The sequence below is a fragment of the Snodgrassella gandavensis genome, from assembly GCF_914768025.1.
Lineage (GTDB): Bacteria > Pseudomonadota > Gammaproteobacteria > Burkholderiales > Neisseriaceae > Snodgrassella > Snodgrassella gandavensis.
The window spans coordinates 50,909-70,670 of record NZ_CAJZCE010000011.1 but is presented as its reverse complement, the minus strand read 5'-3'; the positions used below and the strand labels follow the sequence as shown (position 1 = coordinate 70,670).

22 protein-coding genes are annotated in these 19,762 nt (G+C 42.5%); 20 read left to right on the top strand and 2 right to left on the bottom strand.

Annotated features, from left to right (window positions below):
* Positions 1 to 3 precede the first annotated feature (3 nt).
* From MJ764_RS08745 to MJ764_RS08665, 17 genes are all read left to right on the top strand, one after another.
* Entirely contained in the window at positions 4 to 645 is a 642-nt protein-coding gene (locus tag MJ764_RS08745) for a tail fiber assembly protein (RefSeq protein WP_239326178.1), read from the top strand.
* A 343-nt stretch (positions 646 to 988) separates the two neighbouring features.
* Positions 989 to 1,588 (top strand): phage protein Gp37, encoded by a 600-nt coding sequence (locus MJ764_RS08740; RefSeq protein WP_275415296.1) that lies wholly within the window; start codon positions 989 to 991, stop codon positions 1,586 to 1,588.
* 204 nt (positions 1,589 to 1,792) lie between these two features.
* Positions 1,793 to 3,217, top strand: a complete 1,425-nt coding sequence (locus MJ764_RS08735; RefSeq protein WP_338053841.1) for a phage tail sheath subtilisin-like domain-containing protein — start codon at positions 1,793 to 1,795, stop codon at positions 3,215 to 3,217.
* A gap of 59 nt (positions 3,218 to 3,276) precedes the next feature.
* Positions 3,277 to 3,663, top strand: a complete 387-nt coding sequence (locus tag MJ764_RS08730; RefSeq protein ID WP_093090215.1) for a phage tail protein — start codon at positions 3,277 to 3,279, stop codon at positions 3,661 to 3,663.
* A complete protein-coding gene (locus tag MJ764_RS08725) occupies positions 3,663 to 4,040 on the top strand; it encodes a hypothetical protein (protein WP_239326172.1) in 378 nt (125 codons plus the stop codon). The genes MJ764_RS08730 and MJ764_RS08725 overlap by 1 nt, the downstream gene beginning before the upstream one ends.
* Positions 4,041 to 4,084: 44 nt before the next feature.
* Positions 4,085 to 4,267: a TetR family transcriptional regulator gene (locus tag MJ764_RS08720; protein ID WP_100136624.1), complete on the top strand. Its 183-nt coding sequence runs from the start codon at positions 4,085 to 4,087 to the stop codon at positions 4,265 to 4,267.
* A gap of 120 nt (positions 4,268 to 4,387) precedes the next feature.
* Positions 4,388 to 6,916: a phage tail tape measure protein gene (locus MJ764_RS08715; RefSeq protein WP_239326170.1), complete on the top strand. Its 2,529-nt coding sequence runs from the start codon at positions 4,388 to 4,390 to the stop codon at positions 6,914 to 6,916.
* Positions 6,916 to 8,244, top strand: coding sequence for a DNA circularization protein (locus MJ764_RS08710; RefSeq protein ID WP_239326168.1), 1,329 nt, complete (start codon positions 6,916 to 6,918; stop codon positions 8,242 to 8,244). Before MJ764_RS08715 ends, MJ764_RS08710 begins: the two co-directional genes overlap by 1 nt.
* The gene (locus MJ764_RS08705; RefSeq protein WP_239326166.1) at positions 8,234 to 9,373 is read left to right on the top strand and encodes a phage baseplate assembly protein; all 1,140 of its coding nucleotides are present in this window, start codon (positions 8,234 to 8,236) and stop codon (positions 9,371 to 9,373) included. The genes MJ764_RS08710 and MJ764_RS08705 overlap by 11 nt, the downstream gene beginning before the upstream one ends.
* A 44-nt stretch (positions 9,374 to 9,417) precedes the next feature.
* On the top strand, positions 9,418 to 10,098 hold the full coding sequence (locus tag MJ764_RS08700; protein WP_239326165.1) for a phage baseplate assembly protein V: 681 nt from the start codon (positions 9,418 to 9,420) through the stop codon (positions 10,096 to 10,098).
* A 78-nt stretch (positions 10,099 to 10,176) separates the two neighbouring features.
* Positions 10,177 to 10,527, top strand: coding sequence for a phage GP46 family protein (locus tag MJ764_RS08695; RefSeq protein ID WP_239326164.1), 351 nt, complete (start codon positions 10,177 to 10,179; stop codon positions 10,525 to 10,527).
* A 25-nt stretch (positions 10,528 to 10,552) separates the two neighbouring features.
* A complete protein-coding gene (locus MJ764_RS08690; RefSeq protein WP_239326163.1) occupies positions 10,553 to 11,605 on the top strand; it encodes a baseplate J/gp47 family protein in 1,053 nt (350 codons plus the stop codon).
* Positions 11,602 to 12,168 (top strand): YmfQ family protein, encoded by a 567-nt coding sequence (locus MJ764_RS08685; protein WP_239326162.1) that lies wholly within the window; start codon positions 11,602 to 11,604, stop codon positions 12,166 to 12,168. Before MJ764_RS08690 ends, MJ764_RS08685 begins: the two co-directional genes overlap by 4 nt.
* A gap of 3 nt (positions 12,169 to 12,171) precedes the next feature.
* Positions 12,172 to 13,026, top strand: coding sequence for a phage tail protein (locus tag MJ764_RS08680; RefSeq protein ID WP_239326161.1), 855 nt, complete (start codon positions 12,172 to 12,174; stop codon positions 13,024 to 13,026).
* A gap of 73 nt (positions 13,027 to 13,099) precedes the next feature.
* Entirely contained in the window at positions 13,100 to 13,357 is a 258-nt protein-coding gene (locus tag MJ764_RS08675; protein ID WP_239326160.1) for a hypothetical protein, read from the top strand.
* 161 nt (positions 13,358 to 13,518) lie between these two features.
* Positions 13,519 to 14,415, top strand: coding sequence for a phage tail protein (locus tag MJ764_RS08670; RefSeq protein ID WP_239326159.1), 897 nt, complete (start codon positions 13,519 to 13,521; stop codon positions 14,413 to 14,415).
* A gap of 10 nt (positions 14,416 to 14,425) precedes the next feature.
* A complete protein-coding gene (locus MJ764_RS08665) occupies positions 14,426 to 15,067 on the top strand; it encodes a hypothetical protein (RefSeq protein ID WP_239326158.1) in 642 nt (213 codons plus the stop codon).
* A gap of 500 nt (positions 15,068 to 15,567) precedes the next feature.
* Here MJ764_RS08665 and MJ764_RS08660 read toward each other — a convergent pair whose 3' ends face one another.
* Positions 15,568 to 16,887, bottom strand: a complete 1,320-nt coding sequence (locus MJ764_RS08660) for an N-acetylmuramoyl-L-alanine amidase (protein ID WP_239326157.1) — start codon at positions 16,885 to 16,887, stop codon at positions 15,568 to 15,570.
* A 3-nt stretch (positions 16,888 to 16,890) separates the two neighbouring features.
* Positions 16,891 to 17,361 carry a tRNA (adenosine(37)-N6)-threonylcarbamoyltransferase complex ATPase subunit type 1 TsaE gene (gene tsaE / locus MJ764_RS08655; protein ID WP_239326156.1) on the bottom strand — a complete coding sequence of 157 codons (471 nt, stop codon included), beginning with the start codon at positions 17,359 to 17,361 and terminating at the stop codon, positions 16,891 to 16,893.
* 233 nt (positions 17,362 to 17,594) lie between these two features.
* Here tsaE and murI point away from each other — a divergent pair, with 233 nt between their 5' ends.
* Genes murI through MJ764_RS08640 form a run of 3 tightly spaced genes read left to right on the top strand, consistent with a single transcriptional unit; the run spans position 17,595 to position 19,760 of the window.
* Positions 17,595 to 18,404 carry a glutamate racemase gene (murI, locus tag MJ764_RS08650; protein WP_239326155.1) on the top strand — a complete coding sequence of 270 codons (810 nt, stop codon included), beginning with the start codon at positions 17,595 to 17,597 and terminating at the stop codon, positions 18,402 to 18,404.
* A gap of 31 nt (positions 18,405 to 18,435) precedes the next feature.
* A complete protein-coding gene (purN, locus tag MJ764_RS08645) occupies positions 18,436 to 19,068 on the top strand; it encodes a phosphoribosylglycinamide formyltransferase (protein WP_239326154.1) in 633 nt (210 codons plus the stop codon).
* Between the two features lie 17 nt (positions 19,069 to 19,085).
* Positions 19,086 to 19,760: a DUF3108 domain-containing protein gene (locus MJ764_RS08640; protein WP_239326153.1), complete on the top strand. Its 675-nt coding sequence runs from the start codon at positions 19,086 to 19,088 to the stop codon at positions 19,758 to 19,760.
* The last annotated feature ends 2 nt before the right edge of the window (positions 19,761 to 19,762 follow it).

Genomic DNA, 19,762 nt, shown 5'->3' with positions numbered 1-19,762 from the left:
AAAATGAAAATATATGCTCCCACAATTCCTGTATGCCAGCTTGACGAAAACAATTACTTTGTTGGCATGACCACAGCAGACTTGGATCCTCTGGAAAATAATGGCCATTATCTGATTCCCAGACTGTGTATTCAGGCTGAAGAACCGACTATTAAAAAAGGCTTTATTGCACAATGGACAGGCGATAACTGGCAGTATATCGAAGACCATCGAGGTGAAACGGTATACAGCAAGGAAACCGGAGAAGTCGTAGCAATAGATGAACCGGGGATATTACCTGCCACTGTTACCACCATGCCGTGCCCTGATATTTACCATCAATGGTCAGAGAAAGCCCATAGCTGGGTAGAAAAAGCTGATGCAGCACAGTTACGCTTACAGAATAAACGCAGTACTGCCGGTACTTTGTCTCGCATGCAAATGCTTTCCCAGTTGGAAATTAGCTTGGGTAAAAATAAGCAAGCTCTGGTTGAAGCTGCTGAAAATGCAATGTCAGGTATAGAATTAATCAAGATTCGCAATTATATTCTTGAAACGCAAAGCTTTGCATTGACAAACGAGTTATGGTGGGATTTTCTGACCAACATTTTACAAATTCAGCAGGACAATGTATTTGTAATGTGGGAAAAAGCCAGAACAATTTAAAATCTAAAAATGATAAACATATATCATCGTTTGCGGGCAAGTATCTGTTGCTTGCCTAGATTTGTCTGAGCATCAGGATAATAGGGACACCCTGTTTTATAACTGTTGCAGCATTATATGCTACAGCCAGATTTAATTATTTGTATGAAATTTCTGGGGAAGCAGGGGAAAATTATTATTTTATAAAGATAAATTTGTATAAATACGTAATTATTATAAGCCATTATCTTGATTAATCTGTTTTAAACAGTATGAATCAGAGTAAGAAACAGATAAGCCATATTTAGATATTTTATGATAATTGAATATATTGAATTTATAGAAAGGAGTAAATTAATTAGCTGTGCTAAACAAAATCCAAAGTGAAATCATCACACGCCTGAAACAAGGGCTGGGGTCGATGGTTAATGAGGTTAGTTTGTATTTCGGCGGGCTGGAAAATAAAGAGGTCTTAACCAAAATAAGAGAAAAACCGGCTATTTTATTAACCTTTAATCAGGCACAGGTAAAAGCAAAAGGTTCAGAACGGCTACGTTTTGAACTGAGTGCCGGGTTTTATGTGGTGTGTATATGTAATCGTATTACAGATGCACTGCCTCATCCAAGTGCAAATATAAATGATCTGGTTTATGCGATTTTACGCCTGCTTGCGGGGCAGAGATTAAATGAAGAATTAAACAGCCTTGGTTTACAACCAAAAACGGTTCATCCACTATTTATCTCTCCACTTGATAGCAATACAGAAAATCTGGACATAGTCGCGATTGAATTTGAAGCGGTGTGTGATATGTATGGGATTGAAAGTGATCATTATCCAGAATATACCACTGATATAAATAATCCGGATTATGTATTTAGTCTGTTTACCGGCAAGCATTCTGAAGCGCCAGCACAATTTGGTTCTTTAGTATTGAGTATAGAAAATAAAAGTATACAGAACTGATTTATAACCAGCGTATATGAAAGAGAAGATGATCGTTCAAGCAGCAGATGGTTTGCGCGTGCCAAAGAAAAATCGCGTTAATACTTATATAACAACTAACCCAGTTAAGGTTCCAGCGAGTCTGTATTACCGTCGATTGGTAGCGGATGGTGACCTGATAATGATAACGGAAAATTTAAAAAATGAAACGGGAGTAAAGGAATGATTGATAATATTCAGTTTGATACTGTGCGCAGTGATATTCGTGTACCAGGCCGGTATATAGAATTTAATACGCGTACTGCAGTAAGAGGTTTGCCAGCCAATCCACAAAAAATGTTGCTGATTGCACCTAGATTGCCAGAAGGAAAACTGCCGGCACTAACACCAGTACAATTATTTAGTGATGCTGACGCTGCTAACCTGTTTGGTCAGGGTTCCTGGGCACATTATTGTGTAAAACAGGCGTTTATTAATAACCCCTATCTGGATTTAACGGTAATTGGTGTTGATGATGCTGCACAAAGTACTCCTGCTGAGGCAAGTGTTACCATTGCAAATTTACCAAATAACTCTAGAGTCCTGACAGTAACCATTGGTGGAATTGATTGCCAGACTCGAGTAAGTAATGATGAGGCCATTGCTGATGTTGTGGAGAGAATGGTTAACATTATTAATGAAGCGAACACACTGGCAGCAGCAGAAGCTGATGACAATGCAATCAGACTAACAGCCAGAAATGCAGGTTCGATTGGTAATGAAATTGCCTTAATGGCATCTTTTAGTGAAAACAGTGCCAATGCGGATCAAGCTTTCCTGGAGATAGTACCATTTCAGGATGGTCATGGGAATCCAGATATCGGTTCTGCCCTTGAGCAGGTAGCCGGCAAACATTATCATATTATCTGTAGTGCTTTTTCTGATGATTTGAATGCCAGAAAATTATCCAATCATATTGATCTGGTATCCAATGCGATTGAAAAGCGTGGCTGTATCGGGGTGATGGGCTGGCGCGGTACACTTAGTACGGGTACCACTTTTGCCAATGATATCAATAGCGGCCGTATTACCATAGCCTGGTATAAAAATGCCATGGAAGGCAATGCCATTATTGCTGCAGGTTATGCAGCTGTAATTGCCGGTGAAAATGATCCGGCTCGCCCCCTTAATACACTTGAAATAAAAGGACTGAGGAAAACGGCTGATGCCAACTGGCCTCTGTTTGCTGAGTTTAATAGTGCTCTGTATAACGGGCTGACGCCTTTGCAGATCGTGAATAATCGGGTGCAGATTATGCGCGCCGTATCTACTTATGTGAAAAATGCCACTGGTACAGATGACCCTGCATTGCTGGATATCACCACGATTCGCACACTTGACTATGTACGTGATGCTGTTAACCAGCGTATCGCCTTACGTTTTCCGCGTGAGAAGCTTTCAGAACGTACTCCGTTGAGAGTGCGCTCAGAAATTCTGGATGTATTGTATCAGTGTGAAAATGCAGAAATTCTGGAGGCAGTTCTGGAAAATAAAGATAAGTTGATTGTACAGCGTAATCCAAATGATCCAAACCGCCTGGATGCAGTTATCCCTGCCGATGTAGTCAATGGCTTGCATGTACTGGCCGCACGTGTGGATCTGTACTTATAAATTAATCATGTAAAGTGTTAGTTTCAAGGTTAACACCTTGTCTATATAAAGGAAAAAATATGGCAAATAAAACAGGCGCTAAATATGCCGGTGCAGTAATTATGGAAGTAAATGGCCGTGAAGTGGAAATTATCAGCTTCAAGCCGGAAGTGACTACCGGACGTAAAGTAGTTAAGACCATGAACAAGTCCGGCAAAGTGCGTGGTTATGCAGATGGTGTAACAGAATACACAATGAGTGTCAGTGCAGCTATTCCGCTGGATGAAAGTGGTATTGACTGGGACAACATTACCAATGCAAAAATTACTATTTATCCCCGTAATGCAGATGAAGCACGTATCAGCTATATAGGTTGTACCAGCACTAAATGTTCGGAAGAATACAGTGTAGAAAATGAAGCGCGTCGTGATATTGAAATGTTTGCATTGGATAAAGTGGTAGAATAATGTTAAAAGAGACTGGAAAGCTGGTTTATGGTCTGGCGTACAATGGCCAGATGTATTTTGATTATACTGTTAAGCCGCTGACTTTGGCAGATGAACTCAAAGCACTGGAAATACTGGAAGAAACCGGTTTGATTGAAGATGTATCAGGGGCAAAAAAAGCCATTTTGACCACACTGGCTTATTGGGCTCAACAATTGGAAGTTTCTGGTATTGATGCAGAGAATCTGAGCGTTGAATTTCTATTGCACAATCTTGCCTCAGAAGATTATCAGTCAATTTTAACCAGTATGGAATCTTTACGTTCAAAATCGATGGCCGCTGGCCAGTCAGACCCAGCGGCATCAGAGGAAGCGGACAGCAACGTAGTTATGCAATAGCTCATAAAAATTATCGACAGGCATGTATTCTGCTGGCTAAATCAATGATTACGCCGGCTATGGTTAGCACGATGTGCCATGCTGAAGTATCTGTCTGGATTGAGACTGTTCTGGAGAGTATGGGCATAAAAAATGATGATGATAATGTTATTATTTCTTTACGCCAAAGAAAGCCAAAACCATTCCAGCCAGTTAAAGATAGTTTGTTAGCTAATCAGCCTGATTGATTAAAGCCCTGCTGTATGGCAGGGCTTTTTGCATGGGGGCTGCTCCGGCATATTCACTTCTTTCAATTATTTTTAATCAGTCAGAATAAATATAATCAACAATTAGGCGAGAGTATTGACATGTCTTCAAATCAGGAGTCGCTAGCAAAACAGGAGGCCTCCATTAGCAGAATGACTGAGGAGGTAAAAAAATTAGAACAGCAAATCAAGCGCACAGCTGCTGTTGCAGTCAGAGAAAGTGAGAAAGCCGGTAAATCACAAATCCGAATTATTCAGCAGGTTCAGCGAGAGCAACAACGTGCTGCGGATATGCGCTTACGGAAGGAAATACGGTCTGAACAGGAAATACAGCGGGAAATTGGCAAGAGCAAAAATGCATATAAGAATTTTACCGCTACTGCTACTGCGGCTCAAAAGCAGATTCAGCATGCAACCAGAGCTTCTCGTAACAGTATTCGCGAGTTAAATAAGGAATTAGAAAAAAGTTCTAAAATACAAAAAACTATTGCAGAACAACAAAAAAAATCATCTAAATGGGGAGCAGCCAAAACAGTCGGCAGCGAAATTATCAAGGGAGGAAAGGCTGTCTACGGCGCAGTTAAGCCAGCAATAGATGATGAGAAAAAATTACGTTCAGCTGTCATTCAGGCTGCTGTAAAAGCATATGGTACAGATAAAAGTAAATCAGCAGACTGGATTAAAACTCAGGGTGTAAAAGAAATTCAGGGTTTGGTTCAGGGGCTGGTTGCCAGAAATGGCGGTACATCACAGGCTGCGCTGAATCTGTTTACTGATATGTTACAGCAGGATATGACTCTGGATCAGGTTAAGGCAACTATTCCTTATGCCCATCGTACCATGGTCGGATCAGCTACCAACGCCGGTGAGTATGATCATGAGAATACAGCCAGATTGTACAAATCATTGGCAGTCTATGGTTTGCAGGCTAAGGATTATAACTCGGTTTCTGATCATATTATTGCATCAAGCAGTCAGGGTAAATTTACTATTGCCCAATTGCAGGGTGAATTACCAGATTTATTGTCTTCTGCTAAAAAGGCGGGGCTAACGGATACCGGAGGTATCGATTATTTAATTTCAACCTTACAGGCTACATCAAAAGAGTCAGAATCTAATGACGATGCAAGTAAAAGCGTTAAAGCTTTTCTGGAAGCATTGGCTAATCCGGACTTGGCCAGTACTCTGAGTAAAATTAAAGACCCTGATGCATCAGGCAAGCATCTTGACTGGAATAAAATCAGGGAACAGGGCAGTAAGCAGGGCTTAAATGATGCTCAATCCCTGATTAAAGTTTGCAGTGATATTCTTGCTAAAGACAGGAATTACCAGAATTTAAAGCAAAAAGCCGATACTGGCGATGTACATGCCCAGCAACAGATGCAAGCTCGTCAGGATAAGCTGTTATCTTTTATTCCTGTAGATGCCAAAGATGCTGTGAATGCCAATTTGAATAATAATCTGCTGCTGCCACAAATAAACGCGTTGCAGAAAGAAGCTGATGGTTTAGCTGCCAAACAGTTAGCCGTGTTATCTGCGGACCCTGAGCGGCTGCAGGAAAAAAATCATGCTCTGGCTACTTTGGGCAGAAGTGATGTAGTAGAACCATTAGTTAATTTTCAAACCAGGTTAACTGAGTTATCAGCTGAATTTCCTACTCTTACTTTTGCTGTAACCGCTTTGGCCGCTGCCGCCGGTAGTGCAGCAACTGCACTGAAAGTATTGGGTACTTTGTCCGGGCAAAGAGGCGATATCGATATTGATTCAGCGGGTGATTTTGACAGAGGAAGAAGAAAACCGAACAGAAACAAAGGTACCAAAACGCCAGCCGGCCGAAAGACAGGTGTGAAAGGCAGAAAGATTCCAGCTAGAGTTTCTGGCAAATTATTAGGCCGGGGTAATTCTGCAGTAGCTGTCCTTGGTGGCGCTTATAATGTATATGCGATTCAGAATGATGATAGTTTAAGCCATCAAGAAAAGAAGACGGCTCAGATAAAAAATGCAACCAGTACTGCTGGTGGTCTGGCTGGAGCCTGGGCTGGAGGTCAAGTTGGTGCAGCAATTGGAACACTAATATTACCTGGTGTAGGTACTGCGCTGGGAGGGTTGATTGGTGGTCTACTTGGCGGAATTGGCGGCAGCTTCATGGGAGATAAGGTAGGCGATGCTGTTACGCAAAATAAGGATACTGAAGAAATAAAAGCCACAACAGGTGTAGGGAGCAGCCAGCCATACACACCAGATTTTCGTCATGCCTATGGACTCAATCCTGCATTATATGGGCAATCAGTGTTTGCCTGTGAAAAGGATCAGCTGATAGCAAGTACTAATATGACGCCATCTGCGGCGATGATGCTATCGTACAGAAATATTCCGGCTAATCTACCCGCAATAGAAAGCCAGTCTGGTGCTGGGCAGCCTATGCTTGTGCAGCAAAGTGCTGAATTTCAAAATGCTTTTCAGGCTGTTGTACAGGAGTTGGGGATACGTTTAGACAAAATAGCTACTATTCTCTCGAACCAGCAACAGGTTATTCAGAATAATCTTACGGTGACGCTTGATGGCAGAGTGATTAGCAATCTGGTTTCACGCAATCAGATGGAAATGTATAACCGTGGAGGTGCACAATAATGACTATGTGGAAGAATAATCTGCAAAAGGCCAGTTACAAAAATGTTGCCTTTGATGTCATTTCTATCAGTGATAAAAATGAGAAAGCACTGGTACGGCATGGCCGTCCGTTTGCAAATGGAACCGATATTGAGGATTTGGGTACACAGGGACGACAATGTCAGGTTGCTGCTGTCTATTTTGGTGCAGGCTTTGATACACAGTTATCACAGTTACTGGCTGTGCTAGAGGAACCAGGTGCAGGCACATTAGTTCATCCGGTTTTAGGCCTGTTACAAAATATGATTGCCGCAAGCTGGTCATTTCGTACTGAAGCGGATTCAGTTAATTATGTTGCACTGGATATCACTTTTTTTGAAGCAAAAGAGTCTGCTCCGATATTTTTATTTGAGAATCAGTGGTTAGCCAAGTTAGAACAGATACAGAATACTCTGGAAAAGTATACACAGCAGTTACTGGGTTATTCTGAAACGCTGTTAAGCGTTCGGGAGGGAATTTCGTCTTTATGGGGCAGTACAAATGGTGTATTTGCCGCATTGTGTGGCGTAGCTGGCAGTGTTCGCCGCTTTTTCGATCTTGATCCTATAAAGTATTTGACCAGTAAAGCTTTTTCTTCTGCATCTTACAGTCAGGACGTCAGCAGACTGATTCATTCTGTAGCCACAATGGTGACAACAGGTCTAGCGAGTGATACACAGTTTGCTACTGGCAGTTTAACTACCAGACAGACTTTTGATTCTGTCAGTAACCGTGTAGATGGCCTGAATAAATTGCCTGATAATATTCTGTATAGTCAGGATAGACAGGAAACTGAGGAAGAGGCGATCAATCATGTACAAAAGATTGCTGATATTCAGATGCAACCGATTGCCCAGATTCTGCAATTCTTGAGTATTGGTGCTTTGATACAGAATACCGTCACGATGATTGAAGCGAATAGTGACATAGTGACAGCAAATGAGTTGCTGTATATAAATAATAATCTTCGTCTGCGTATTCAAAAATTAATAGATATTTTACGTGAAACTTATGATTATGCTGATAATGTCAAAAGCATTAATGCTGCCAATATTTATACGCAAACGAAGATAATGATTCAGTTGCTGGCCAATATGGCCGCACAATTTAATGACTATGCTTTGGCCGTCATTAATCAGAAACCGCCAATGCGTACCAGAAAAGCAGATATTAACGGCACCATTCATCAGTTGGCATATTTACTTTATCGGGATATTGAGCGGGCAAATGAATTAATGCGCCTTAATCCTCATTTGTGCCATCCATCATTTATTCAGCGTAATGAGTGGATTAATTATTATGTTAAATGAAACTGAAATGTTGCCTTATCCATATGGCAATGAAGTGGTAGTAAGAATAGGGGGGAAAGAACATAAAGACTGGCTTAGCTATGATATTGACAGTGATTTTCTGATTCCTGCTGATGCCTTCAGTTTTGAAACCAATGTTTCTCAAAATCAGGGTGTTCTGGCCGACTATAGCTCCTTGCAATGTGAAGTTTTAATTAATAACCAGTTGGTTATGACCGGAATTATTGGCCATCAGAGTGAAATGGTTGATAAAAACAACCATAGTATCGGTTTTAATGGCCGTGACCTTGCCGGTTTGCTGGTGGATTGCAGTGTTAAACAAATTAATGTTAAAGGAATGAATGTTTTAGCTGCAGCACAGAAGATAGTTGAACCCTGGCCACAAATCAAAAAAGTGATATTAAAAGCTGAAAAAAATCCAGTTCTGGACAAAGTAGATATCGAACCCGGGGAAACTGCATGGCAGGCATTGAGCAAAATTGCCTATAAAGCTGGCCTGCATGTGTGGCTGGAACCAGATGGTACGCTGGTTGTTGGTGGTGCTGATTATGCCAGCCCACCAGTGGCAACCCTGTGCCACAGTAAAAATGATCGCCGACGTAATATTCAAAATATTCATATTGAGTATAGTACTGAAAATCGTTACTCGGAAGTGACCTTTCTTGGCCAAAGTCACACCCGTTATGCCAATTCGTCAAAACATGATTTGAAATGGGTATACAAAGACGAAACAATGGTTTTATACAAGCCGAAAACAGTAGTAATCGGTGATGCAGAAAATCTGGAACAGTTGAAGGTGCAGGCAAAAAAAATGCTTTCTGACTGGCATCTGGAAGGTTTCACTTTAACCATTACGGTTGCAGATCATAAAACTCAGGATGGCCTGTTGTGGCAACCCGGACAACGTGTGCATGTGATTGATGAAGAACAGCAGATAGATGCCATTTTTTTTCTGATGGGACGCCGTTTTTTACTGAATCGAAGTGGCGGCACGCTGACTGAACTGCGCTTAAAAGAGGATGGAATATGGACGCCAGATGCTTATGTTAAAAAATCTGCAGCAGCACGATCACGTAAAGGGAAACGTAAAGGTGTGACTAACCGGCAGATAAAACAGGTCAAGATATAACAGCGTATATATTTAATTGGAATAAATTTTAATTGGAGAGTCAGATGAGTTATGTTGCGAAGCTGGTAAATAAAACCAGAACGACAATTAATAATACCACCAGCTCAGTCCGGCAGGCTTTTCGAGGCAGGCTGACACGGGTAAATGCCTCGCAGCCGATTCAATCTGCTCAGGTAGCAGCTCTGGCCGATGAGGTTTTACAGGATGTGGAGCAGATACAGCAATTTGGTTTTACCAGTAATCCGCCCGTGGGCTCGGAAGTTATTGTTTTGCCTTTAAGTGGTCAGACCAGTCATGGCATTATCATTGCCACTGAGCATGGTGAATACCGGATTAAAGCACTGGCTGCAGGAGAAGTAGCTGTTTATAACCAGTCTGGTGCCTCTATTACCTTAAAAAATGGCAAACTGATTGAGATTGATTGTGAAACTTTAAATATTAAAGCACCGGCAGGAGTAAAAATTGAGGCTGCGGCTGGCATTAATATCGATGCTCAGGCGGGAGTGAATATCAGTGCCCAAAATGTTAATTGCTCGCAGGAAATCACTGCCGCAGGCCAGATCAATGGTAATGGCGGAATGGATATCAAAGGAGGACAAGGGGCAACATTTTCAGGCAATATTGTACAAACTAATGGTAGCTATACCACTGTCGGCGATGTTAAAGCCAGTGGAATCAGTCTGGCAAGCCATGATCATGCAGTCAGAGTGGGCAAGCCTGTCTGATAGCAGCTGAAGCTCTTCAGATTCAGATAAAAATAGTTATTTTAGTAAACTATAAAAATAACATAACCGGAGTAGTTTATGGATAGAGAAATAGACACCAGAACAGGTGATTACACCGGACAGATTATAAACCACTTACAAAATGCAGTTTATCTGCGTCTGATGACACCGCTGGGTAGTTATTGGGCGGATAAAAAATTAGGCTCACTGTTGTATACGCTTGAACGGGAAAAAGATTTGCAATCAGTTAGCTTACTAGCCAAACAGTATGCGCAACAGGCTTTACAGCCAATTATTGATGATGGGCGTGCAGCAGATATTTCTGTCGCCACCATGCAACCACATAATGGCATGCTGAATTTGAGTATACAGATAACGCAATTAACTGGAGAAAAATTTATATTTGAGTGTCCGGTTAAAGTAATTTAAAAAAATAATTAAATGGATTTTGAAAATGCACAATATTCCAACATTTGAGGAAATACGCCACGCTATTTTGCGTGATATGGTTTCATTAAACCCTAAAGCTGATGTTTCTTCAGATAGTGATAATTATATTCGCGCCAGCAATCTGGCCAGTTGTGCCACGGGACAATATGCTCATCAGGCATGGATCTTAAGACAGTTTTTTCCGGATACTGCGGACACAGAATTTCTAGAGAGACATTGTAATCTGCGTGGTATACGCCGTAAACATGCTACTTCCGCCAGCGGAACCGCTATTGCTCATGGTATTGAAGGATCATTAATTGAAGCAAAATTACAAATTATATGTGGTGAACATTTATATACTGTGCAGCAACAGGCAGTGATTGGTAATGAGGGTACTGCTGTTTTATCCATACAGGCGCATGAGGCTGGTTCTGCATCAAATCAGCATAATAAAGCAGCACAATTTATGGCTGCACCGATAGGTATATCCAGCGATGTGGAAATCATACAAGCTACCGGTGGTACTGATGTTGAAAGCGATACTTCATTATTGAACCGTTTATTGGATTTGTTGCGTCGGCCACCTGCCGGAGGCAATAAATATGATTATCGGGCCTGGGCATTGAGCGTGGATGGCGTTACCAGTGCATATGTATACCCATTACGCCGCGGGCTTGGTACGGTAGATATTGTCATTACCAGCAATAATTATTTACCCAGTGATGAGATAGTCAGCAAAGTACAGGCTTATATTGATTCAGTGCGACCGGTAACGGCTAAAAACAGCTTTGTTATCAAGCCAGATGTCACCAGAGTTGATATTAAAGTTAAAGTGCGTTTGTCCGATGTAAACCTTGACAGGACGACAGCAGATATCCGACAGGCCTTGCAGGAGCATTTCAGCGCTTTAAAGCCTGGTGATAGCGTGATTGCATCCCAGCTGGAAGCGGTAATCAGTGATGTGTCTGGTGTGACCGATCGCAAGATGACTCAGCCAGCAGCCAATCTAATCGCAGAGACAAGCAAAAAGATTGAATGGTTTAGGCTGGGTAAGGTTGATGTGAGTTTACTATGAGTTACGTCAATACTTTATTGGGATTATTACCTCCGGTTGCATACAACCGTACTGCACCGGCAGTAAGAAATGCCGCCACAATTGATGGCAACTGTCTGGATGAAATACAAAATGCTGCTCGTCGTAAACTGGGCGTTATTGACCCACGCACATCGGAAAATTACATCATGCGCTGGGAGGAATTGCTCAATCTGGACAGCACCGGCATAAACGGCCAGCAAAGAATATTGGCAGTTATCACCAAAATCAATGAAATCGGTGGTTTGAGTATTCCCTATTTTATGCAGATGGCCGCTTCAATTGGCTACGACACCACCATAACCGAGCCGCAGCCATTCCGAGTGGGTATCAGTCGTGCCGGTGACAGACTGGCGCGTGAAGACATTATGTGGGTATGGTGGGTAAACGTTAAAAATGCTGATAGTCGCGCAACCCGCTTTCGTGCTGGGATGTCAACGGCTGGCGACAGATTGACAGCATATGGTGATGTAATAATTGAAACTGTATTAAAAGAGCTGAAACCAGCATTTACCGACATACGATTTACATATAAGGACAAATAAGAAATGTATCCAATTGATACGCAAGACGGACTGTTTCATGATGGTAACGGAATAAACGAACTGGGCACTGTATTGCCAGCAAGCTGGCTGAATCAGGTGCAGACTGAATTAATTGCCATTCTGGCCGCAGCTGGTATCAAGCCGGAAAAGGCCACACAGAATCAGGTAATAACAGCAATAAAAATGTTAATAGCATCAAATACGCCAGCAGCCGCAACTGCTGATATTGCCGGTGTAACCAAGATAATTGACACGCTGAATTCTAATGACAAACTTTCAGCATTATCTGCACGACAGGGTAAAGCACTGAATGACAGCAAGCTGGATAAGGATGGTACCGCTAAAACTGCTGATACCGCATCCAGATTGAAAACAGTACGAAAAATTAATGGTGTGCCGTTTGATGGTAGTATGGATATAAATGTTACACCTGTTGGTGCAGTTCATTATTTTGCCATTGACTGGGCACCTACAGGCTGGTTAAAGGCTAATGGTGCAGCCATATCACGTACAACATATGCAAATCTATTTGCAGCTCTCGGTACACGATTTGGTGCAGGAGATGGTAAAACTACATTTAATTTGCCGGATTTACGTGGAGAATTCCTGCGAGGTTGGGATGATGGTCGTGGAATTGATGCGGGTCGAATTTTTGGTACTTACCAAAAAGATATATTCGAGTCACACAGTCATATACTTCCACAGTTTAAGAATGTTAATGCTGGAATAGTAAAACCTATTACTACTGGCGCAGAACTGTCAACAGTTGGAATTGGCAGAGATATTTGGGTTAGTAGTAGTGGCGGATCGGAAACTCGACCAAAAAATATGGCGTTACTAGCTTGTATCAAAATTTAAGGAATAAAAAATGAAAATCTATGCATAAATTATTCCTGTTTGTCAACTAGATGAGGGAAATTATTTTGTTGATATGACTGTTGTGGACTTGGATCCTCTGGGAAATAATGGCCATTATCTGACTCCTAGACTATATATGCAGATTGAAGAACCAAAGCCTAAAAAAGGGCATGTTGCACAATGGGCAGGCGATTACTGGCAATATATCGAAGATCATCGTGGAGAAACGGTATACAGCAAGGAAATCGGAGAAATAATATCGACTGAAGAAGCCGGTGTATTACCACCCACTGTTACCATAATTACATCGAATACTGGCGGTTATCACTAAGATTCAAGAATACCGATAGTCGCGCAACCCACTTTCGTGCTGGGATGTCAACGGCTGGCGACAGATTGACAGCATATGGTGATGTAATAATTGAAACTGTATTAAAAGAGCTGAAACCAGCATTTACCGACATACGATTTACATATAAGGACAAATAAGAAATGTATCCAATTGATACGCAAGACGGACTGTTTCATGATGGTAACGGAATAAACGAACTGGGCACTGTATTGCCAGCAAGCTGGCTGAATCAGGTGCAGACTGAATTAATTGCCATTCTGGCCGCAGCTGGTATCAAGCCGGAAAAGGCCACACAGAATCAGGTAATAACAGCAATAAAAATGTTAATAGCATCAAATACGCCAGCAGCCGCAACTGCTGATATTGCCGGTGTAACCAAGATAATTGACACGCTGAATTCTAATGACAAACTTTCAGCATTATCTGCACGACAGGGTAAAGCCCTGAATGACAGCAAGTTGGATAAGGATGGTAATGCGGTTACTGCATCTAAGTTATACAAACCATGCAAGATTAATGGTTTGCCATTCGACGGTTCTCAGGATATTAATGCCACCCCATCAGGTACAGTACAGTATTTTGCCATGGATTCTGTGCCAGTAGGCTGGTTAAAAGCCAACGGCGCGACAATATCCCGTACACTATATACTAATTTGTTTGCAGCTATTGGCACTAGATTTGGTGCGGGAGATGGTAAAACTACATTTAATTTACCGGATTTGCGTGGAGAGTTTTTACGTGGCTGGGATGATGGGCGTGGGGTTGATACAGGTCGGATATTTGGTGACACGCAGGTAGATGCAATACGTAATATTACAGGAGAATCTGAGCCTTTACATGTTCAGACATTAGGTAACATTTATAATAGAAATAAAGGCGCATTTAAATCTATTGAGTGTTATTTGCAACGAGGAGCAGTTAATGTAGGTTCTTCAAATTATCTGACAGTTATCGGTTTTGATGCATCTTTATGTGTGCCTACTGCAAATGAAAACCGACCGCGCAACGTGTCACTTTTAGCTTGTATCAAAATTTAAGGAATAAAAAATGGAAATCTATGCACAAACTATTCCTGTATGCCAATTAGACGAAAACAACTACTTTGTTGGCATGACTACAGCAGATTTGGATCCTCTGGAAAATAATGGCCATTATCTGATTCCCAGACTGTGTATTCAGGCTGAAGAACCGGTGTCTAAAAAAGGCTTTATTGCACAATGGACAGGCGATAACTGGCAATATATCGAAGACCATCGAGGTGAAACGGTGTACAGCAAGGAAACCGGAGAAGTCGTAGCAATAGATGAACCGGGCGTATTACCGGCTACTGTTACCACCATGCCTTGCCCTGATATTTATCATCAGTGGTCAGAGAAAGCGAATAGCTGGGTAGAAAAAGCTGATGCTGCACAGTTACGTTTACAGAATAAACGCAGCACTGCCGGTACTTTGTCTCGCATGCAAATGCTTTCTCAGTTGGAAATTAGCTTAGGTAAAAATAAGCAAGCTCTGGTTGAAGCTGCAGAAAATGCAATGTCAGGTATAGAATTAATTAAGATTCGCAATTACATTGTGGAAACGCAAAGTTTTTCGTTGGATAATCATAATTGGTGGAAATTTTTAACTGATGTTCTGCTTCTGAATGAAAAGCAAATATTTGATTTATGGAATGATGCTATTCATATTTGATGGTTGCGAAGTAATATTTAAGTAATTTTATGCAATATTTTGCTGCTAAATAATAATCGATTTGTCTCGCAGCTTTTTCGTTAGCCTTTATTTCTGAGCAACAATTAATCATTATATTTTTATCTGCGAATTACCGATTGCAGGCTGAAATACATTCTGCAATCGGTATTCGATATTCTTGTCTTGAGTTCAATGTTAGATTATTTTCAATCTAATTCAATCATTAAGCTGTAATTTTTGTTGCAGCTTAAATCAATAATATTTAATTTCTCCAAGCACCCAGCGCGATAAATTAAATTGTCATTTAATAAAAACGCTATTTTGTACTGTAATAAAAATACTAACAGACTGTCAGTCAAGCCAGTAATTAAACGTCGAAAAGAGAAGTTTAATTGCTGTCGCAAAACAGATATTCAGGCTGTAAAAGTGTCATTTCATTGGCCATTTATACCAGAATTGCAGTATTGATTAATATATAAGAAGTAAATGATTCATTGCTATCAACGACGTGCCAAGACTGCTGTAGATAAGTAATCTTTAATACCGCTGGCAATGGAATTGGCCATTTTCTGACGGAAATTGCTGCTTGATAGTAATCGTTCTTCAATCGGATTGGAAATAAAAGCGGTTTCAACCAGTATAGATGGGACATCTGGCGCTTTCAGAACGGCAAAATTAGCCTGATCGACACTGCCCTTATGCAGGTTATTGATTTTGCCAAGCTGATTTAAAACATCCTTGCCCAGTTTCAGGCTGTCGTTGATGGTTGCTGTTTGGGTAAGGTCAAACAGGGTGTTGTTGACATTTTTATCGGTGGAGTAACTTACGCCACCAATTGAATCGGCTGCATTCTGGGTTTGTGCCAGATATTTGGCTGCTGCACTGGTGGCACCTTTGGGATTAAGGGCGTATACACCGGTACCTTTGGCGGATGGATTGGTAAATGCATCGGCATGGATGGAAACAAATACATCGGCTCTGAGTTTACGCGCTTTGGCTACGCGCACACCTAGCGGAATGAATATGTCTTCGTTTCGGGTCATGTAGGTTTTGTAGCCATTGGAGTCCAGTATTTTTTTTACTTCGCGTCCAATAGCCAGTACCACATCTTTTTCATGCAAGCCGGATGGGCCTGTGGCACCGGGGTCTTCACCACCATGTCCCGGATCAATCATGATAACCGGCTGGCGGTTGAATTTATTCGGCTTGCCTGATGTTGGGGGTTGGTTGATAACTGGCGGCTTGCTTTCACGCGGTTTTTGTACAGGAGGCGTAGAAGCGGTGGCCTGTGGGCGTGTGGTGCCGTCACTGTTGACCTTGCCGTGGCTATAGTCCTGTAAAAGTGCCATTAATGGATCGTTTTTTTCCTGTTCCATGGCTACTGTGGCGGTGGGGTATAAGTCCACTACCAGCCGGTTTTTGAAATTGGCTACTGGCGTCAACGAAAATATCTGTGGATTAACGGTCGTTTTCAAGTCCATTACGATACGTATGGTTTCGGGATTGAATTGCCCGATGCGAACACTGGCAATATACGGATCCATGGGAATGACTTTGTTGCTCAGTTCACGCAAGACCTGATTGGTGGCTGAGCCCTGAATATCGATAACCAGTCTGTCAGGGTTTTTGAGTTGAAAGTATTTAAATTGGATAGGTGTTGTGGATTCCAGCGTCATTCTGGTATAGGCTGTGGCTGGCCAGATACGCGAAGCCACGATGTCTGCGCCAGCTTTGGCGGCACGCGCAAACGGGGTAAGGCTGATTAATAGCGTGCCGGTAGAAGCAAGTAACAATTTTCGGCGGCTGATATGGTTAGGCATGGTTTATTCTGTAATCTTGTCTAGGATGTGTGTGCCATTGGCTGTGGCAGCACTCATCTGCACTGTGCGGCCACTGCTATTAGCAGTAATGTTCAGGATGATATCAGCCGACGGAGCCAGATCGCCACCGAGTTGCGGCCATTCAATCAGAACAATGCTATCTGCGGTGATGAGTTCATCCAGTCCTGCATCCAGCCATTCTTCCGGGCTTTGAAAACGGTATAGATCAAAATGATGCAGGTGAAATCCGCTAAATGGATAGGTTTCAACTATATTGTATGTGGGGCTTTTAACTGCGCCATGATGACCCAGTGCGTTGAGCAGACCGCGGGTAAAGGTGGTTTTGCCCGCACCTAAGTCTCCTACTAGCCAGATGATTAAAGGCGGGCTGATATGCTGGGCAAAACGGGCGCCCAGATTCAGGGTATCGTTTTCGCCGGCCAGAACGATTTCACGGATTTGAGATGCAGACATGGTATGTTTAATTAACAAAACGGGTTTATTATGCGATAAAGTTTGTAAGAGTGAAAGTAGTAAAGTTCTGCCGATTTGTCAGGTTGCAGGCTAAAAGCCGGTTTTAAGCCTATTTGGCTGGATTTGTACTATGAGTATATTTTCGGGTCAATGCTATAATCGCAATGATAACTGGCTTGTGACGGATTCAGTACGTGGTGTATTGAGTGTCATGGCTACAGATAAAGAGACAAATGATTGCACTACAACAACGCCCGATAGGTGTATTTGATTCCGGAGTAGGCGGCCTGACTGTGGTTCGGGCTTTGATGGAACGGCTGCCTAATGAAAATATTATTTATTTTGGTGATACGGCACGGGTTCCGTATGGGGTGAAATCCAGACACACAATTGAAGTTTATACCGAACAGATTGTGTCGTTTCTGCTGGAACATGATGTTAAGGCTCTGGTTGTGGCCTGTAATACCATAGCTGCTGTGGCACGGGAAAAGATAAGACAACTGGCCGGTGGTATGCCAGTACTGGATGTGATTGATGCCGGTGCCAAGGCTGCACTGGAAACAACACGGAATAATCACATCGGTGTGATTGCTACCAGTACCACTGTCAATAGTAATGCTTATGCCCGGGCGATTCATAAGCAGAATGCACAAACACGTGTATTTTCACAGGCATGTCCTTTATTGGTGCCACTGGTGGAAGAAGGCTGGCTGGATCATGAAGTAACACGCTTGACTGCCAGAGAATATTTAAAGCCGATTTTGGCGGAAGATGTGGATACGCTGGTTTTGGGTTGTACTCATTATCCATTACTTAAATCATTAATCCGGCAGGAAGCACCTGAACTGAAACTGGTTGATTCAGCAATTACGACGGCAGAGGCAACGGCACAGGCACTGCAACAGCAGCAGTTGCTTAATCCGGATCACACGGGGGCGCAATACCGTTTCTATGTAAGTGATATTCCTCTGCGATTCCAGACAATCGGGGAACGGTTTCTTGGGCGTAGCCTCGAACAGTTGGAAATGGTATCTTTGGGCTAGGTTTTCTGTTGGCAGGAGAAAAATAAGCGGTATGAAAAGAATTGTGATTCTGATTTCTGGGCGTGGCAGTAATATGCAGGCTGTGGTGGAGGCGGATATTGCGCAGGCAGAAGTGGTGGCAGTAATCAGTAATCGAGCTGATGCAGCTGGTTTGCAGTGGGCTGCACAGCGCGGTCTGGCCACTGAGGCAGTCTGCCATCAGGATTATGCCGGCCGTGAAGCGTTTGATACCGCTCTTATGGCGCGAATTGATGCTTATCAGCCGGATCTGGTGGTGCTGGCTGGCTTTATGCGTATTTTGACGCCTGAATTCTGTGAACATTATGCCGGCAGGCTGATTAATATTCACCCATCTTTATTGCCTGCTTTCCCCGGACTGCATACGCATCAGCGGGCGCTGGACAGTGGCTGCCGGGTGGCGGGATGTACCATTCATTTTGTCACTGCACAACTGGATTGTGGCCCGATTATTGTTCAGGGCGTTGTACCTGTTCTAGGTGGCGATACTGCTGATACTCTAGCGCAGCGGGTATTGCGGGTTGAGCATGAGTTATTACCACAGGCAGTGGCTGATTTTGTTGCTGGCAAGCTGGTTGTAGAGGGTAATCGAGTTAGTAATTTGTCTATGGTTGATATAGATGATTCGATTTTCCTGAAAAATTAGTATGCTATGAGAGAAGTATGAAAGTAAAATTCTGGCTGGGTATATTGCTTGCTTGGGTAAGTTTACTATTGCTACCAGTAGTGCGGGCTGCCGATTTGCCGCAACGGGCACAATTGCAGTTTGTAGACAGTTATGGTTTGCCGGTAAGTATGGACTTTGTACAGCAAGGTGAGCAGTACTGGATTAATACCCAAATTAATCTGATTTTTTACCAAATGCAATTTGTTTCTACTGGTACGGTAAATGGTTCTACCCTGAATCCGCTTTCCTATACGGATAGTCGCTTTGGTAAACCTTATGCACAGGCGCGCTTTACTGAACAGGGTATTGATTATGGTAAGGTTTCTGAAGCCAGTAAGCATATGGCGGTAAACGGACCGGTATACGATATGTTTGCACTTGGCTGGCAACTGGGCTTTAATCACGGTAAATTGCCCGCAAATACCTATCTGACTAATGGCAAAAAAGTTTACCTGTTGGATGCAGTTCGTAGTCGTGGCAATGCACAACTGCTGGTTAATGGCCGGCAAATTGATATTAGCCAGTACAGTATCAGTCGTGGTGATGATGTGGTGGAATATGCTTTTGCGCCACAGTTTGAGAATATTCCGGTACAGATTAGCTATATGGATAATGGTAAGGTTTATACCTTGCAACTGAAAGGTGGCCAAATTGACGGGAAGGCTATTTAAGA

Excerpts from the sequence above, each read along its gene's own strand:
- MJ764_RS08685 (WP_239326162.1), top strand. The coding sequence starts at position 11,602 with ATGAGTTACGTCAATACTTTATTGGGATTATTACCTCCGGTTGCATAC.
- MJ764_RS08690 (WP_239326163.1), top strand. The coding sequence starts at position 10,553 with ATGCACAATATTCCAACATTTGAGGAAATACGCCACGCTATTTTGCGT.
- MJ764_RS08640 (WP_239326153.1), top strand. The coding sequence starts at position 19,086 with ATGAAAGTAAAATTCTGGCTGGGTATATTGCTTGCTTGGGTAAGTTTA.
- tsaE (WP_239326156.1), bottom strand. The coding sequence starts at position 17,361 with ATGTCTGCATCTCAAATCCGTGAAATCGTTCTGGCCGGCGAAAACGAT.
- MJ764_RS08730 (WP_093090215.1), top strand. The coding sequence starts at position 3,277 with ATGGCAAATAAAACAGGCGCTAAATATGCCGGTGCAGTAATTATGGAA.
- MJ764_RS08745 (WP_239326178.1), top strand. The coding sequence starts at position 4 with ATGAAAATATATGCTCCCACAATTCCTGTATGCCAGCTTGACGAAAAC.
- murI (WP_239326155.1), top strand. The coding sequence starts at position 17,595 with ATGATTGCACTACAACAACGCCCGATAGGTGTATTTGATTCCGGAGTA.
- purN (WP_239326154.1), top strand. The coding sequence starts at position 18,436 with ATGAAAAGAATTGTGATTCTGATTTCTGGGCGTGGCAGTAATATGCAG.
- MJ764_RS08660 (WP_239326157.1), bottom strand. The coding sequence starts at position 16,887 with ATGCCTAACCATATCAGCCGCCGAAAATTGTTACTTGCTTCTACCGGC.
- MJ764_RS08675 (WP_239326160.1), top strand. The coding sequence starts at position 13,100 with ATGACTGTTGTGGACTTGGATCCTCTGGGAAATAATGGCCATTATCTG.
- MJ764_RS08695 (WP_239326164.1), top strand. The coding sequence starts at position 10,177 with ATGGATAGAGAAATAGACACCAGAACAGGTGATTACACCGGACAGATT.
- MJ764_RS08715 (WP_239326170.1), top strand. The coding sequence starts at position 4,388 with ATGTCTTCAAATCAGGAGTCGCTAGCAAAACAGGAGGCCTCCATTAGC.
- MJ764_RS08725 (WP_239326172.1), top strand. The coding sequence starts at position 3,663 with ATGTTAAAAGAGACTGGAAAGCTGGTTTATGGTCTGGCGTACAATGGC.
- MJ764_RS08665 (WP_239326158.1), top strand. The coding sequence starts at position 14,426 with ATGGAAATCTATGCACAAACTATTCCTGTATGCCAATTAGACGAAAAC.
- MJ764_RS08710 (WP_239326168.1), top strand. The coding sequence starts at position 6,916 with ATGACTATGTGGAAGAATAATCTGCAAAAGGCCAGTTACAAAAATGTT.
- MJ764_RS08720 (WP_100136624.1), top strand. The coding sequence starts at position 4,085 with ATGATTACGCCGGCTATGGTTAGCACGATGTGCCATGCTGAAGTATCT.
- MJ764_RS08670 (WP_239326159.1), top strand. The coding sequence starts at position 13,519 with ATGTATCCAATTGATACGCAAGACGGACTGTTTCATGATGGTAACGGA.
- MJ764_RS08700 (WP_239326165.1), top strand. The coding sequence starts at position 9,418 with ATGAGTTATGTTGCGAAGCTGGTAAATAAAACCAGAACGACAATTAAT.
- MJ764_RS08705 (WP_239326166.1), top strand. The coding sequence starts at position 8,234 with ATGTTAAATGAAACTGAAATGTTGCCTTATCCATATGGCAATGAAGTG.
- MJ764_RS08680 (WP_239326161.1), top strand. The coding sequence starts at position 12,172 with ATGTATCCAATTGATACGCAAGACGGACTGTTTCATGATGGTAACGGA.